Genomic DNA, 15809 nt, shown 5'->3' with positions numbered 1-15809 from the left:
AGAACAAAGAGAAAGGGGAGCCGATGATGGCTCCCCTTTTTTGTTTAATTGCGCTCAATTACGCGGTGACCAAAGCCACCTCTTCAATTGAGAAATGCTTACTTGGCTCAACAAACTCTTGCTGCGCTGCGATGGTTTGCAGTTCCCATTCGCCTGCATGGTAAGTGGCGCTTAACACCCCGTAACACGCGTCGTGACAATGTTGGAAAGCTTGTTTAGGAGACCAACCTTTCAGCAATCCTGAAGTGAAGATCGCCGAGATAAGGTCGCCCACGCCAACAGGTTGTTTAGCAAACTCAAATTGAGGACGCTTCGCAAGGTAAATGCCTTCTTGCGTAGCCAGTAGCATGTTAAAGCTGCCATTTTCTAGGCAGTAAAGGTGCTTAACTAGCACAACTTTTGGACCTTTCTCTAGCGCACGTTGGCATGCGGTGATCGCATCGTCTAGTGAGTGGATTTCCATCTCAGCAAATTGACTTAGCTCGAATTGGTTCGGAACGATCACGTCCGCCATTGGCATCAAACGCGTTAGAAGATTTTCAGCAATGCCCGGAGCCACAATGCAGCCTTTGTCTGGCGCGCCCATCACAGGGTCGCAAACGTAAAGTGCGTTCGGGTTCGCTTGCTTCACTTTCGTCACGGTATCTTCAACAGCAAGGCACTGCTCTGCGCTACCTTGGTAGCCCGTCAATACCGCTTGGCACTTTTCCAGCACGCCGATGTTACCAAGTCCACGAACTAACTCGCTGATGTCTTCAGCCGCAAACGCTCGCCCAGTCCAGCCTTCTTGATACTGCGTGTGGTTAGAAAATTGAACGGTATGAATCGGCCATACTTCGAAACCCATGCGTTGCATTGGGAAAACGGCACTGCTGTTACCAGCATGACCAAAAGAAACATGAGATTGTATAGAGAGGATACCTTGCATAGTACCTTACCTCTTATTGTAGTTATCGATAGTTCAAAGACAGCGGCAAGCGCCAGTTTTGCGAAACCAGTAGTGTATCCGACAAACCAAGATTCTCTAACTCAATTCTCCTCAATATCTTCAGAGTAAGTTGGAACGTTGGTTTTCAACACCATCTTCTTAATTTCCATTTTGTCTTTATTCAGTGCGATTTCTAGGGTATCTCCTTCCCTTATCCCGAGCTGAGCCAGGATTACGCTTGGAATGACTACGGCGGTGTCGTCACCGATTTTAACAGGTTGACTTATCATCTTTCGTCCTCCAAATGTCGAAAATGAGTTTTCACGTCATTGGATGTCTAGCCTCAAATACATTAAGCTGACTTGGGTTTGGCGTAAATGCCTAAAAACAAAGAGCCTTCCACACCGCGTTTGGGAAGGCTCTTTTTGTATTATTTTTTAATTTGCTAAAGGCTCATGCTTCGCAGCAATCAGACCGTAAGCACTCCAGCCTAGGAAGGTTACGATAGAGCCCCACATCATCGCTTCGTAGCCGGAGCCGTAAAGCGCATAGAAGCTGTACAGAGAGCCAATCAGAGCGATAACGTTGGTGGTTTTCATCTCGCGCTCTGGCACATGTGCCACTTGCTGCATAATAAATATTGCACCCATACATAAAATGTAAGGAATAACGTTTGTTACTACCGCTAGGTTAACCAGTGCTTCGAACTGCTCGTTCAGCGTTGGAGAAATCGTCATTAGAGACAATACTGATTGGATGATAGTAATCGCGATCATACCTTTGATCGGTGTGCCGCGTTTGTCCACTTGAGAGAACAATTTAGGGAAGAAGCCCGCATCAGAAGACGATTTGAACACTGACGCGATAGTGAATTGCCAACCCAATAGAGAGCCCGCACAAGCCAATACCGCCATACCCGCAACCACTTTACCAGCAGCAGAACCTAGCATCACTGTCCATACGGTTGAGAATGGCGCTGTAGATGCAGCAAGCTCAGAGTTTGCAACGATACCAGAACAGATGTTTGTCGATACAATGTAAACCACAGCCGCGATTAGCGTACCACCTAGCACTGCGATTGGTACGTTCTTCTCTGGGTTTTCTACGGCTTCAGAGTTCGCACAGGCCGATTCAAGACCAAGGAATGCCCATAGAGTCATCGCAATAGAAGCACTCACAGCTTCACCAAATGGTAGGTGGTGTGGGTTCCAAGCTTCAATGTACATGGTTGGGTTAAACCAGAACCAACCAACAATACCCAATGAACACACTGGTAGGATTACGCCCCACACGGTGAATGTACCAATTTGACCTGTGATTTTCGCACCACCGAAGTTCGCGAAAGTACAAATCCAAAGAATGGCGATGGTGTACAAACAGGTTTCGACCGGAGATAGGGTCACTTCAAAGAATGCGGAGCCGTAACCCACACAAGTAATCGCGATCGCAATGTTCGCAATAAGGAGCGACAAACCGTAAGTCCAGCCCGCCATAAATGCACCCGATTTACCGAATGCATAAGACGCGTAACCGTTCATACCGCCGTCACGTTTACTAAAACGACCACATTTTGCAAACACGTAAGCCAACGCCAAAGAGCCCGCCGCCGTGATCAGCCAAGACAACACAGAAATGGTGCCCACTTGCGCCAGTTTACTTGGCAGCATGATGATGCCGGAGCCGGCCATGTTGATGAATGTCAGAATGGTTAACTGCACCACCGACATTTTTTTAGTTTCAGTACTCATAAATTATTCTCCACGAATAAGCGGTTCGCACCGACGCCGGAGCGTGGTGCGAACGGGTAGATTAATCTTTTAGGACATAACAATGTGCGGTAGTGCGACCGTTAACATCTTCAAGGTACACACCTTGAATTTCTGGCGCGAAGCCTGGGAAGCGGTTGATGCCTTCTTCTAGAGATAGGAAGTAATCCACCACCTGTTGAGTCCAGACTTCACCAGTGATCACACAGATAATACCTGGAGGGTAAGGAAGTGCACCTTCAGCGGCTACGCGGCCCACGGCCTCTTTAAGTGGTAGGTAATTGCATTCACCACGGAAGTATTTGCGTGTTGCTACGTCAGGTTTGTGAACCATTTGTGGGAAGTACTCGCTGCGGAACATCGCTTTTTGTAACTGTTTCACGTTCAGCTCTTTGTACATGTCATGCATTTCCTGACATAGCTGACGGATGGTGTAGCCACGGTAGCGTTCTTTATTCGCTTCGTAGACGCTTGGAAGTACGATACTTAAAGGGGCATCATCACGGATGAATTTTTCGAATCGGTTAATTTGAGCCACAAGGTGACGGATCTTACCCATATCTTCCGCAGGAGTGAGTAGGAACAAGATAGAGTTCAAGTCGCACTTTTCAGGGATGATGCCATTTTCACGAAGGAAGTTCGCTAAAAGCGTTGCAGGAATACCAAAGTCTGCGTAGCTGCCATCTTCAGCAATACCTGCTGTGGTTAGTAGCAATTTACATGGGTCAACGAAGTATTGACCTTCACCGTACCCCTCGAATTTGTGCCAGCTTGCGTTTGGCTCAAACATGAAGAATTTCTTGTTCGTTGCGATCACGTCAGTGTCGTAGCTGCCCCAAGGTTGGCCTTCGACTTCATCTGGAATGAACGGACGAATCAATTCACAACTCTTAAGGATTTCTTTACGCGCTTCGATACCTGTCTTAACCGCATCGCGCCATAAACGCAGACCTGCTTCGCCGTCGTGGATCTTCGCGTTCACATCAAGCGCAGAGAACAGTGCGTAGAATGGTGAAGTCGATGCGTGCATCATAAACGCGTTGTTAAAGCGTTTGTGGTTACAGTAACGAGCTTGACCTTTGATATGGCGGTCTTTTTTGTGGATTTGCGATGTTTGAGAGAAGCCAGCTTGTTGTTTGTGAACAGACTGAGTCACGATCACACCTGCGTCTTCTGGTTTCAAATCCAGCAGCAGTGGTGAACAGTCTTTCATCATAGGGATGAACTGCTCATAACCAACCCACGCAGAGTCAAACAGGATGTAGTCACAAAGGTGACCTATCTTATCCATTACGTAGCGAGCGTTGTAGATAGTACCGTCGTAAGTACCAAGCTGGATAATAGCAAGACGGAAAGGACGTTCATCGCGTGCACGTTCTGGGTCCACTTTCGCGATTTGAGCACGAATGTATTCTTCATCGAAACAGTGTTCATCCATACCACCGATAAAGCCCCAAGGGTTACGCGCCGTTTCTAAGTAAACTGGCATACCACCCGCTTGGATTAACGCACCGTGGTGGTTCGATTTGTGGTTGTTACGGTCGAACAGTACCAAATCACCTTCAGTTACCAGCGCGTTACAGACTACTTTGTTTGAAGCAGAAGTGCCGTTAAGTACGAAGTAAGTTTTGTCCGCGTTAAATACTTTTGCAGCGTGCGCCTGCGCTTGATGTGCAGAACCTTCGTGGATCAGCAAGTCACCTAAATCCACGTCCGCATTACACAAGTCACTACGGAACAGGTTTTCGCCGAAGAAATCGTAGAACTGTTTACCAGCTGGGTGTTTTTTGAAGAACTGACCACCTTGGTGTCCCGGACAGTCAAACGCTGAGTTACCCATCTCAACATAGTGCGTTAATTGCTTGAAGAAAGGAGGAAGCAGACGACATTCGTACTTGGTTACTGCTTCGTTGATTTGACGACAGTAGTACTCTATAGATTGTCTTTCTAAATCGATAACGCCAGTTAGCCAAACGTAATCTTCTGCCGAAACTGGGTTTTCATCCGTTACTAAGAAAACTGGAATACCGTAACCCGTTTCGGAAATCATTTTATGCAGACCTGCTTTAATGTCTGCTGAAGTAATAATAGTCGCACCAACGTCGGTTAATTCAACTTGCTCTAAAGGTTGTAAATGACGATTAAATTGTTCATCTAAAGATTCAGCTAATAAACTGAAGTCTTCTGGCATGTAATTACTAACACCTATAATTAAACTTTTCATTTGGAATATCTCTTTTTTGTTCTTTAAAATTGACAAGTGCAGATATTACAAACGAAAACGATATTTAAAATTCAAAAAACAAATTTCGTGATTAAATTTTCACATTTAAAAGACTTATTTCCTCGAATTAAAATTTCGCGACCTTCATCACTTTCCAATTGATAGTCCAATGATATTGAAACCAGAATTAAAAGGAAAAATAATTAAAAATTGTGTGACCACAACCATTATTGTTAGAAATAAAATATCAAGAAAATAATTTTTTGAGATTTCCATCACTATATAATTATTAGGACTATATTATTAGGAATGATAAATATTTTAATTTTAACTAAATTTAAACACATAATAAAAAAGCCATCAACACATGTATTGATGGCTTTTTACTTTAGGTGCAAAGGAAACACAATTCAATTAAATAAATGACTATCTAGTTTGACTCCATCATTCGACCATTGCTGATAACGTTTTACAGACATGCCTGACGAGTACATAGTGTGTTTACAATCCATGCACTCGACAAAATACAAGCCACTCATGCCAGCCATAACGTGCAGTCTACGGCTATCGCAACGCTTACAGGACAAGCGTTTTACTTTGGTATTGACGTCAATACGACGAGCAAAGTTTAACGTTTCATGAGAACATAAAGCATCAACAGCACTATCTTTAAATGGATGTTCACTCAACAAGTAATTAATGGCGTAATCATACACCGGGGGGATTGAAGATTTTCCACTTTCAATATTACTTATTTTAGCGACGGAAACACCTAATAAAGAAGCGAACTCAGCCTTACTGTACTCTAAGATAAACCTTGAAGAGATAAATTTATCTGCACTAATGATTCTCAACATACACAAATCTCTAATATAAATAAAAACAGAGATAAACAATTACCTCTATTTATTATGAAGCATGTAATGAAAAAGTTACTTCCTAGTGTAATTCTGCATGTTAACTATGCTATTTTATTTTTACGTTATCTTGCGACTAATTAATCATAAAATCAATAATCGACACCTAAATATAAAAGAACAATTTAAGATTTATAATACATTTTTTAATTTACATTATTAGATAAAGTAATGAGTACTATTCACCTATAAATCGGGGCATCAAGTATTGCTCTTCAATAATTATTACTATCAATTGAAAAGTCTTGATCTAAGCCCAATAGCGGAAGTAAATAAAGAGGGAAAAACCTCTTTTTTAAGGTAAACAGATCCCATCTTAGTTAAGTACTAAAAATATGTTGAAAAATCGCATAAATAGTATACACATCAGTAAAATGACTGCTTAAGTAAGTTTACATTCTGTTGTCGTGACTGATATAGATACTGGCAAAAGAGCAAAAGAAAAGCCTCAATCTTGAGGCTTCTGGATAAGATAGGTTATGGCTGAAGGAAGTTTTGAGTGAAATCGAGCGCATCTTTAGAGAGTTTTTTTTCGTTGGGCGATGTGCTTGCCTGGTCTTCTGCTGTTACCGTTGTCATCTTAGGCTGAAAATCTAGTGTTGATGTCTCCTCCCAAGCTTCGGAGGCGTCTTTATTCTCATCATTCAACACCGCATTGAGCTCCTCTTCCGCAGGAAAATACGCTTCGCGTTTGTACACTTTGTTAAGGGCTCGAATAATAGAGTGCTTTCTCACAATTCCTGAGGCCAGCTTTCTTTGCAACGGCTTCGCTATGGACTGCAATCCAACGACAACATCAACACCAATATTGGTCGCCACTTCATCACGCAACGTACGCGCAGGTTGGTAGCCCATATTGGCAGAAAGAAACAGCCAAACGTAAGCAATTGCATTACCCGTTTTACCTTTATCCTTCCACGCTTCGCCAGCATGATACATCGCTTTAGCACTGCCACCTTCCGCGGCCCGTTCCAGCCAGTAGCAACCTTTAACCATGCTTTTTTCTGTACCAATGCCATTTAGGTAACATAAGCCGACTTGGATCTTGCCATCTGCACTGTCTTTTTCCGCCGCTTTCATAAACCAGTAAAGCGCATCTGCACTGCGTCCTGCACTATTGTCTGGTGAAAGCTGCCATTCCCCCATATAAATCATGGCATCAATGCAGCCTTCTTCGGCGGCAGTTTCAATCAGTTGGTTACCTTTTGGGATATTTTTTTCAGTTCCTCGACCAAAGACCAAGGCCTTGCCCGTCGAAAATTTCGCTTCGGTATCCCCTTCCATTCCCGCAATTGCGGTACGCCAGAAGTTTGCCTGCTCTTTTAAAATCACATCTTCGCGCATGCGTTCACTTAAGCGAACAATGCCGTACATCCCCGTCACATTGTCCAATTTAGCTGCTTTATCATACCAATACAGCGCTTGACGAATGTTGTCCTTTTCGGCTTCTTTCGCTAGAAATAAAATGGTGGGGATATGCCCGGTTTCTGCTTTGAACTCTCGCTCTTTACGCTCTTGCTCTCGCGCTTTATGCATCGCCTTTCGATAAGCGGCTTCGCGAGCTTTCCTCTCTGCCTCGAGTCTCTGTTTCCGCATCGACAACGAGATCATCCACACAAATATCAGGACGAGTGAAAGGCCAGTTGCCGCAATGGCAATGCCCATACTACTCATAAATAGCCTCTTTTGGTTTCAGGGCCCAATTCAACTCCCTTTCAGGGAAATCTTATGATTACGCGCCGACGTAATGCCGACTAACGTCATTATATAACGACCACTTAGCGAAAATCTGAAGCTCGCGAAGACTTAATGGCGGTATTTTATTCAACATCACTGCAACTTATTTTTAAAAGAAAAATATAGCCCTCATTTTTATAGAACTTAATCACGGTTTTGGGGCTGAGACATTCTCATCCCCTATCATCCCCCCTTACTCATCCCATAAAAATTTACATTTTAATGATGTGCAGAATCTCTCACTATGCGCCTGTTTTGTTATTTAATTTGTGAACAAAATCGACTGTGACAGAAAATTTGCACCTGTAAAAAACTTAACAGCCTGCTCTCACATTTTGCTGATGATTCAGTGTATTAGCATCTAATTGAACATTTCCTTTTTTGGCATCTGCCTTTCTAGCGTGTGCAAAACCTTCTTGATGATTGAGTCAGCGAAGGCAGCGCGCAGCTCAATATCAATTCAATAACAATGGATTTGTAAACGTGGACAATAAGACATTTAAATTATCAACAATTGCCAAAACCGTACTGCCTTTGATTTCCGTCGCGGTAATCAGCGGTTGTGGTAGTGATAGCACGAACGAAGATACGACGCCCCCTGGCTCAGGCTTGTACCCTGCGGGAGAGAACGAAGTCGTCATTTATTACAAACGTGACGTAGCATCAGCTTCAACAGCCAGCGACTACGAAGGTTGGGGCTTGCACCTATGGAACGGTGAGGGCTGTACCAGCACAGATTTAGACGCAATGGGCATTCCGGGAACAGGAACGGATTGGTCTGCGCCACACCCATTCGATGGCATCAACGACACCTACGGTGCTTACTACGTACTGAAAATAAACCCTGACGCCTCTGACCCACACGAATGCATGAACTTCATTCTGCACAAAGGTGATGAGAAAGCGTTCGGCAGCGCAAACTCAAAAGTAGAGTTGACGAAAATCGGCGAATCGAAAGGTTTGTTTGGCTTCCACGGCAGCAGTGAACTTTACTACGAGCCAATAGAAGAGCGCCCTGTTGATATTGATGGTCAAAAAGCCCATTGGTTAGACGCCAACACCATCGCATGGGAAGCGGCGACCAGTGCGGATTCCATGAAGCTGTTCTACAGCCTTAGCAATGACATCAAAATGGATGAAGACAAGCAAATCTCTGGCGGTACAGCCGTTGAGCTGACAAAAGCTGGTGAGTTGTCTGATGGTCTGAAATCACGCTTCCGTCACCTTGCTAGCCTTCAAGCTGCGGGTATCGATGTCGATGACGCGACCTTGCGTACGATCCTGAAGTCACAAATTGTTATGGTGGTTTACAACGCAAATGGTGACGTCATTTCTGCAACTGAAATGCAAAAGCCGGGCGTTTTGGATGCGGTGTTTGCCGATTCCAAGGCAGGTAACGCGATCGGTCAAGAACTCGGTGCGATTGTGGAAGGCGGTGCCGCAACCTTCAAACTATGGGCACCAACTGCCCAAGATGTTGATCTGATAATCTACGATGAAAACTTAGCAGAAGAAGCGACCGTTGCCATGACGGAAGACCCAGCAACAGGTATCTGGGTTTCTGAGGCACAAAGCAACGTTGTCAACAAATACTATCGCTACCAAGTTAAAGTATACCACCCAACAACTGGCGTCGTTGAAACGCGTTTGGTAACAGACCCATATTCAATGAGCTTGTCTAAGAACTCACGATACTCGCAAGTGGTTGATTTAGATGATCCAAGCTTAATGCCTCAAGATTGGAAAAACTACGCACGCCCAACGGTTAAAAAAGACGAAGACCACGTCCTTTACGAGTCACACATTCGTGATTTCAGTTTTAACGACAGTAAAGGCACACCAAGTCTTGATGGCAAATATCTGGCGCTTACAGAACCTGAGCGTGAGTCTGTTTCTCACTTAAAAGCCCTGAAAGATGCTGGCCTAACAACGCTACATATCCTGCCAGCATTTGATATTGCAACCGTGGATGAAGACGCTGACAAGCGAGTCGATATCACCGACACCGTGGGTAAACTTTGTGGCATCAAGCCAGAAGCCTCCATTTGTGAGACCGAAAATGACGGCAAAGTGATTGAAGAGGTATTAAATAGCTACGACCCAACAACGGGCAAAGCACAAGCGTTGATGAACGATCTTCGCATGCTAGACAGCTTCAACTGGGGTTATGACCCTTACCACTACACCGTGCCAGAAGGCAGTTATGCGACCGATCCTAACGGATCTAAGCGTATTCTTGAGTTCCGCGAAATGGTTCAAGCGACGCATAAAATGGATCTGAAACTGGTCATGGACGTCGTGTACAACCACACAAATGCATCTGGTGTGAACGAAAAATCAGTACTGGATAAGATTGTCCCTGGGTACTACCACCGCCTAAACGTCAACACTGGCGGCGTCGAAAACTCAACCTGTTGTGATAACACCGCAACCGAGAACTTGATGATGGGTAAACTAATGGTTGACTCATTGATGGTATGGGCGGATGACTATAAAGTCGATGGTTTCCGTTTTGACCTTATGGGCCACCAGCCGAAAGATGTGATGGTTTACGCACTTGAAAAAGTCCGTGAAATTGACCCGAATACCTTGTTCTACGGCGAAGGTTGGGACTTTGGTGAAGTCGCGCAAAACGCTCGCTTCGATCAGGCGACACAAGTCAACATGGCAGGGACAGAAATCGGTACTTTCTCTGATCGTCTGCGTGACGCAGTTCGTGGCGGAAGCCCATTTGATGGCGGTGTAGATTCTGAAGGTAAGCACCCACTTCGCTTTAACCAAGGCTTTGGTAACGCCGCTTACCCTAACGAAGAAACCAAAACTGACGCAGAATCGGTGAATGGTCGTTTACACAACCAAGATCTGGTTCGTCTAGGTATGGCTGGTAACTTGGCTGACTACATCCTTCTTGATTACAAAGGCGAAACCAAGCTGGGTAAGAACGTTGATTACAATGGTGCGCCTGCAGGCTACACAAAAGTGCCATCAGAGAACATCTCTTACGTGTCTAAGCACGACAACCAAACATTGTGGGATAACAACGCCTACAAGATTGCGACAGGCACTTCATCTGCCGAGCGTGCACGTATGCAGTCTGTGTCCCTATCAACGGTGATGCTTGGTCAAGGCATTCCATTCATCCACATGGGTTCTGAGCTATTGCGCTCTAAATCTATGCAGCGCGACTCGTACGATTCTGGTGACTGGTTCAACCGTGTATTCTTCGACGGAAGCGACAATAACTGGAACGTTGGTCTACCACGTGAAGACAAAGACGGCGCAAACTGGGAGTTGATCAAAACCATCGTCGGTGACAGCACGGCGAAACCAGACTCAACGGACATCGAGCTGACGAAGCAACAATTCCTAGAGCTACTAAAAATCCGTAGCACAAGCGAACTATTCCGCCTAGATACCGCGCAAGAAGTGATGAACCGTGTTGACTTCCGCAACGTAGGGAAAGACCAAATGGAAGGCTTGATTGTGATGTCTATCGACGATGGTACATCAGCAGGTGCCGATTTAGATTCGAACTACGATGCTATCGTGGCGGTTGTGAACTCAACATCAACTGAGAAATCTTTCAAAGTTGCCGGCGCAACTGGTTTCGAACTGCATGAAGTTCAACAAAACTCTGCGGATGACATCGTCAAAGGTGCAAGCTTCACCAATGAAACGTTCACAGTACCAGCACTGACAACAGCGGTATTCGTGCAGCCACAAAACGGCGCGCAAGGTGCTGGCCTGCCAGTAAACACGGATAACAAAGACGTATCGAGTATTCCTCCTTACGGCGAAACCGTTGTTTACGTGAAAGGCACGATGAACGAGTGGTCTGATAGCAGTGATTGGGCGATGACCTTTATTGGCAACGGTATGTACTCTGTAACTGGCGTTCTTGAAGCTGGTACACACGAGTTCAAATTCGCGGACTCTGGTTGGGCAAATCCAAACATCGGTTGTGATATTGCGAATATAGCTTCTGGTTCACTAGACTTAGGTTCAGAAGGTAACTGTAAGCTGTCTGTTGCAGAAACAGGTAAGTACAACTTCACTCTGAACGCGCTGCATGTTCAAGATGAAAGCGTAGAAAAACCGGTCGTGTCAGTGACCAAATCAGCAGATGCACCAACATTCGGTGAAACAGCACTTTACTTACGTGGCACTATCACTACATGGGATGCTCCAGCACAAGACTCAACAGCGAAGTTCAGCTATGTTGCAAATGACGTTTATTCGCTAGACATTGACCTAGCGGCGGGCAACTACGAAATGAAAGTTGCGAGCGCAGACTGGGCAGCAGACACCAACTTCGGTGGCGAAGGCAGTGTTGAGCTTGGTAAAGCGCTAACGATGGAAGTCGGTGGCGGTAGTGCAAACCTGAAAATTGCGATTGCAGAAGCAGGAAATTACAACTTCCACTTCAACGCGGCTGACAAGTCGGCGCCAATCGTGACGGTAACGAAAAACTAGTTTCATTTAAAAACATCCGTAATGAAAAAGGGGAAGCATCACGCTTCCCCTTTGTTTTGTTGGCGTCACTAAATGGTGGATACCAAAATCAAAAAGGTGTTAGTTTCCCCAAATCTGTTCAACAAACTCAGGATGATCAATGAATGGATTACGATTGCCCTGAAAATCAAACACTTGTTGATTGCGGTTTCGTTCTTTTTCACTAACGGGATCATTTTTGTGCCAACGCTTAAGCATGTTTAACACCCAAGGTTCAAAAACCGTCGAACTTGAACCATCAAGGACAGCATCCGCATTGCTTGAATTACCTTCCCAATTACCTACAACATTTTCATAACGAGTCGCCATGTAGAAATAAGCACGGGCGAAGTCGCCCTTAAACTCATCGATCGGCTCAAACACCGTACCGGAGTAGCCCAGACTAGTGCTTGCTTGGCCAAGTTTAGAGCCATTACTAGACACGTAGGTCGCGGTGCCCACTTCACCAAATGGCCAATTACTGCGCTTCGCGTTTACATAACCATCGGTTGCAAACAAGTGATGACCGTCTGAGTTCATCGGCTCAACCTTACCGCCAAACCAGCTTTTCGGAAAAGAGTGCTCACGGTTGTAGCAATCCCCTTCCGTTTTGTATTGGCCACATTGGTCTGTGACTTTGGTAAAGCTTACTGTATCGCTAGCAGATGGCTTTTCAGAGTACATATCGAGAATAGAGCCATCATTTTCGTAATAACGATCAATATCGGCATCTTTTACCAAGGTCCACACCGCAGAATAACCTCGGCTAGTGTGGTTGTTGATGATGTTAAACAGCGCCGTTTTTAGAGCGTATCCCGTCTTACCAGATGCCGCTTGATAGTAACCATCAACCACTGGTGGGGTCGTGGTTGAGTCACCTAACGTAAAATCGGTGGTTTCACTTTTCGAGAATTCAGCGCCAGAAGCAAGAGTCTTATCTCCCTCAGTCAGAATGTACGACCCCGCGCCACTGCCACAACAAATGCCGTCACCATACTCGTCTTGAATCGTGAATTGGTAGTTACCGTCAGCTAAGCACATGCTCTTTTCAATGGTGGTTGCTGACTCATATCCCTGACCAGAAAACAGTACTTCGGCTTGGTTGTTTTTTAACGTCCAGCTAGTTTCTGAACCATAGTTATCGGTTGTGAGAGTCAAGACCACTTGGTGATCACTACAACTTTCTACAGGAGGTTGTGTACTCGTCTCAGTCGGTTGAAAATTATCGACGTAGACAACTTCTGAGCCATCAAAACTGGCTTCATCGTAAAAACGCAAACCGACGTTGATGGTCTTGTTCGAGCTCGCTGTGTAATTGTGCGCGAGCTCTTGCCACTGGTTTATCTGTTGTGGGTTCGAGTAATTGTGATAACCATCAACCACCAGACGTGCTTTTACATTTCCTTCGGTATGATAAACCGAGACAGAAAACGGATAGGTTTTCCCTTGCTCCACATTAATGGTTTGCAAAAAGTCGGTGTTGCTTTGGGTACCTGTATTCACGACGACCTGGGCAGCCAGACCACCCGATTTGATTTGCTCGCTGCTTGGCGACACTGTAATGCCAGCGTCAATCTCCGACCACTGCGTAGGCGCACTGCCATTCCACTGTTCAAAGTCACCATTGAGAATTTGGCTATATGCAAGCGGAGAGCTAATAACAGCAAGAAGACAGAGGGGTTTCGTTATGGATTTCATTATACTTTTCCATTAGTTATGTAAATCCCAAACACGATAAACATATTAGTGGGGCATAAGTAATCCTTCAGTCACATTTTTACGTTGCACAAGTGTTAATTTACTTTTTAATGTGCAGCTTATCTCACAAATATCCATCTGCTGAAAACAAATGCCAATACAAAAAGCGAAGCAACTTGTTGGCTACATCGTCGTAAAACCATTAAGAGAAAAGTAAAACAGACAGAAAAAAGCCAAGTGTGCGCCTATGGGGGTCAGCAACAACACTTGGCTTGTTTATAAGAAAGCTTGTGGTCAGCTCAACTGGTGAGCATCAATTCTGGATAATTCCTTAAGGTTTTACCGCAAAGAATCGTCCTTGTAGTGGCGACATCAGAATCTGATATTGACCATTGCTCGGAGTAATTTTTTCATTCGTGAGCAAATCCACCAACTCACCAGTACCAACACTCTCCTGAGTAAGAGTAACGCTTCTAGCGCTCTCTAAGGTATTTAGCGCAAACAAGACTTTGTCCGAACCAGATTGTTTCAAGTCCACATAACTGCCGTTACTCGCAACTAAATTCGTGCGTGACCCCTGATAAAGTGCAGGATGCGCATCGCGCATTGTCATCAGCGATGTCACATAAGATTTGAGATCGGCTTGGTTTGCATCAAGCGTCGCCGTCACGCCTTCAATTTTCGCACTGCTGCGCGCAACGTGATCATCGCACAAACCTTGAATGGCGCAGGTGCTGTTGTCTTCTTTTGCGGCAAAACCATCCACTTGATCCCCGATTTCATCACCGTAGTACAACGTGATTGGCCCGGTGTACGCCGCTTGGAAAGCAAACGCGGCTTTATGGCGTAACCAATATTCTGCATCATTCACATCCGCCAAGTTTCCGCGCTGTAACAAGTCACCAAAGCGCACTAAATCATGGTTGCCGATCATCAAATTCGGCTGCGCATGTGTTGGATATTGGTTGTGTGTGCTGTAGCCGTTGTCTAACCAATCCGCACCGCGACCACCCACGCCGCTCTCATTCACGGCCAAAGTTTCAACGATGCGATATCGCATAGGGAAGTCAAACGCAGAGCACAATGCTGGATCGCTGTTCGATCCATACGCCTCATTCGCGATTTCAGACTCCCCTTTCCAAATCTCTGCCACCATATAGCCCAACGGATTCACTTGTTCGCCTTTGCTATTGGTGTACGTCACACTTTGTGAGGCTTCATCGACGGCTTTACGAAGTTGTGTCCAAGCGTCTGTCGGAACTTGATAGGCTTGATCTAAACGCCAGCCGTCAATCTTCAGTTCTTTGATCCAATAGGTTGCCACTTCTTTGTAGAAATCGAGACTGGCCGGGTAATCAACGGGATTGCTCGATCCCGATGGCAACAAACCGGAGGGAGATGGTTTGATCAAACCATCTTTGTGATGACCAAATACACCATCAAAAAACACGTATAAGCCGCGTTTGTGTGCTTCCTCGACCAAGGTTCTCGCCGTTTCTAAATCACCAAAACGTGGATCAATGGTGAAGTAATCCGTTGCAAAGTAGCCCGTGGCATCCAGAAGATCGGCCCAGTGTTCTTGGCCCACTATCGCTTCCGATTCAAAAACTGGCGTCAACCAAATCGCGTTCATCCCTAAATCTTGGATGTAATCGAGTGAATCAATCACTCCTTGCAAATCGCCGTTATGATGGCTGGTGCCATAACCTGTACCGTGACCAATGCTCGCATCACCATCCACAAAACTCTCTACCATGATTTGATAAGTACGAAGTTGGTTACTTTGCGCCATGACATTGGCTTGGCAAGCATAACTGGTATCCGGTAGCGGAGTGCTGCTATTAGTGTCGCCACCACCAGAAGAATTACACGCAGATAAAGCACCAATCACACTTAACGCAAACAACGATCGAGACAGGCGATGGTTACGTAGGATATTACGCATTTTATTCTCCCTAACTTACTCAAATAAACTACGGAAATTTGAGTAATAAAATTAACCCCGACATGTGTTTCATGCAGGGGTTAATAAATAAAAATAGATTTTA

9 protein-coding genes are annotated in these 15809 nt (G+C 45.1%); 1 reads left to right on the top strand and 8 read right to left on the bottom strand.

Annotated features, from left to right (window positions below):
* Positions 1–58: 58 nt before the first annotated feature.
* The 6 genes from pdxY to R7093_RS06395 form a co-directional block, all read right to left on the bottom strand.
* The gene (gene pdxY / locus R7093_RS06420; RefSeq protein ID WP_115386838.1) at positions 59–928 is read right to left on the bottom strand and encodes a pyridoxal kinase PdxY; all 870 of its coding nucleotides are present in this window, start codon (positions 926–928) and stop codon (positions 59–61) included.
* A gap of 101 nt (positions 929–1029) precedes the next feature.
* A complete protein-coding gene (locus R7093_RS06415; RefSeq protein WP_031780908.1) occupies positions 1030–1218 on the bottom strand; it encodes an AbrB/MazE/SpoVT family DNA-binding domain-containing protein in 189 nt (62 codons plus the stop codon).
* A gap of 147 nt (positions 1219–1365) precedes the next feature.
* A complete protein-coding gene (gene potE, locus R7093_RS06410; RefSeq protein WP_053307967.1) occupies positions 1366–2676 on the bottom strand; it encodes a putrescine-ornithine antiporter in 1311 nt (436 codons plus the stop codon).
* A gap of 61 nt (positions 2677–2737) precedes the next feature.
* Entirely contained in the window at positions 2738–4918 is a 2181-nt protein-coding gene (gene speF / locus R7093_RS06405; RefSeq protein WP_318146568.1) for an ornithine decarboxylase SpeF, read from the bottom strand.
* A 410-nt stretch (positions 4919–5328) separates the two neighbouring features.
* Entirely contained in the window at positions 5329–5775 is a 447-nt protein-coding gene (locus R7093_RS06400; protein ID WP_005374797.1) for a helix-turn-helix transcriptional regulator, read from the bottom strand.
* Positions 5776–6312: 537 nt separating this feature from the next.
* On the bottom strand, positions 6313–7509 hold the full coding sequence (locus tag R7093_RS06395; RefSeq protein ID WP_318146567.1) for a hypothetical protein: 1197 nt from the start codon (positions 7507–7509) through the stop codon (positions 6313–6315).
* A gap of 546 nt (positions 7510–8055) precedes the next feature.
* Between R7093_RS06395 and pulA the strand changes: the two genes are divergently transcribed.
* A complete protein-coding gene (gene pulA / locus R7093_RS06390) occupies positions 8056–12045 on the top strand; it encodes a pullulanase-type alpha-1,6-glucosidase (RefSeq protein WP_318146566.1) in 3990 nt (1329 codons plus the stop codon).
* Between the two features lie 99 nt (positions 12046–12144).
* Here the strand turns inward: pulA and R7093_RS06385 are convergent, their stop codons facing one another.
* A complete protein-coding gene (locus tag R7093_RS06385; protein ID WP_213969252.1) occupies positions 12145–13761 on the bottom strand; it encodes an endonuclease in 1617 nt (538 codons plus the stop codon).
* Between the two features lie 331 nt (positions 13762–14092).
* Positions 14093–15706 carry an alpha-amylase family glycosyl hydrolase gene (locus R7093_RS06380; RefSeq protein ID WP_318146565.1) on the bottom strand — a complete coding sequence of 538 codons (1614 nt, stop codon included), beginning with the start codon at positions 15704–15706 and terminating at the stop codon, positions 14093–14095.
* Between the last annotated feature and the right edge of the window lie 103 nt (positions 15707–15809).

The organism is Vibrio sp. 1580 (assembly GCF_033340055.1).
This window is presented reverse-complemented; position numbering and strand designations above follow the sequence as displayed.

What these genes read in the sequence shown, in the direction of transcription:
- pdxY (WP_115386838.1), bottom strand. Translation starts at nt 928, where the DNA reads ATGCAAGGTATCCTCTCTATACAATCTCATGTTTCTTTTGGTCATGCT.
- R7093_RS06415 (WP_031780908.1), bottom strand. Translation starts at nt 1,218, where the DNA reads ATGATAAGTCAACCTGTTAAAATCGGTGACGACACCGCCGTAGTCATT.
- potE (WP_053307967.1), bottom strand. Translation starts at nt 2,676, where the DNA reads ATGAGTACTGAAACTAAAAAAATGTCGGTGGTGCAGTTAACCATTCTG.
- speF (WP_318146568.1), bottom strand. Translation starts at nt 4,918, where the DNA reads ATGAAAAGTTTAATTATAGGTGTTAGTAATTACATGCCAGAAGACTTC.
- R7093_RS06400 (WP_005374797.1), bottom strand. Translation starts at nt 5,775, where the DNA reads ATGTTGAGAATCATTAGTGCAGATAAATTTATCTCTTCAAGGTTTATC.
- R7093_RS06395 (WP_318146567.1), bottom strand. Translation starts at nt 7,509, where the DNA reads ATGAGTAGTATGGGCATTGCCATTGCGGCAACTGGCCTTTCACTCGTC.
- R7093_RS06385 (WP_213969252.1), bottom strand. Translation starts at nt 13,761, where the DNA reads ATGAAATCCATAACGAAACCCCTCTGTCTTCTTGCTGTTATTAGCTCT.
- R7093_RS06380 (WP_318146565.1), bottom strand. Translation starts at nt 15,706, where the DNA reads ATGCGTAATATCCTACGTAACCATCGCCTGTCTCGATCGTTGTTTGCG.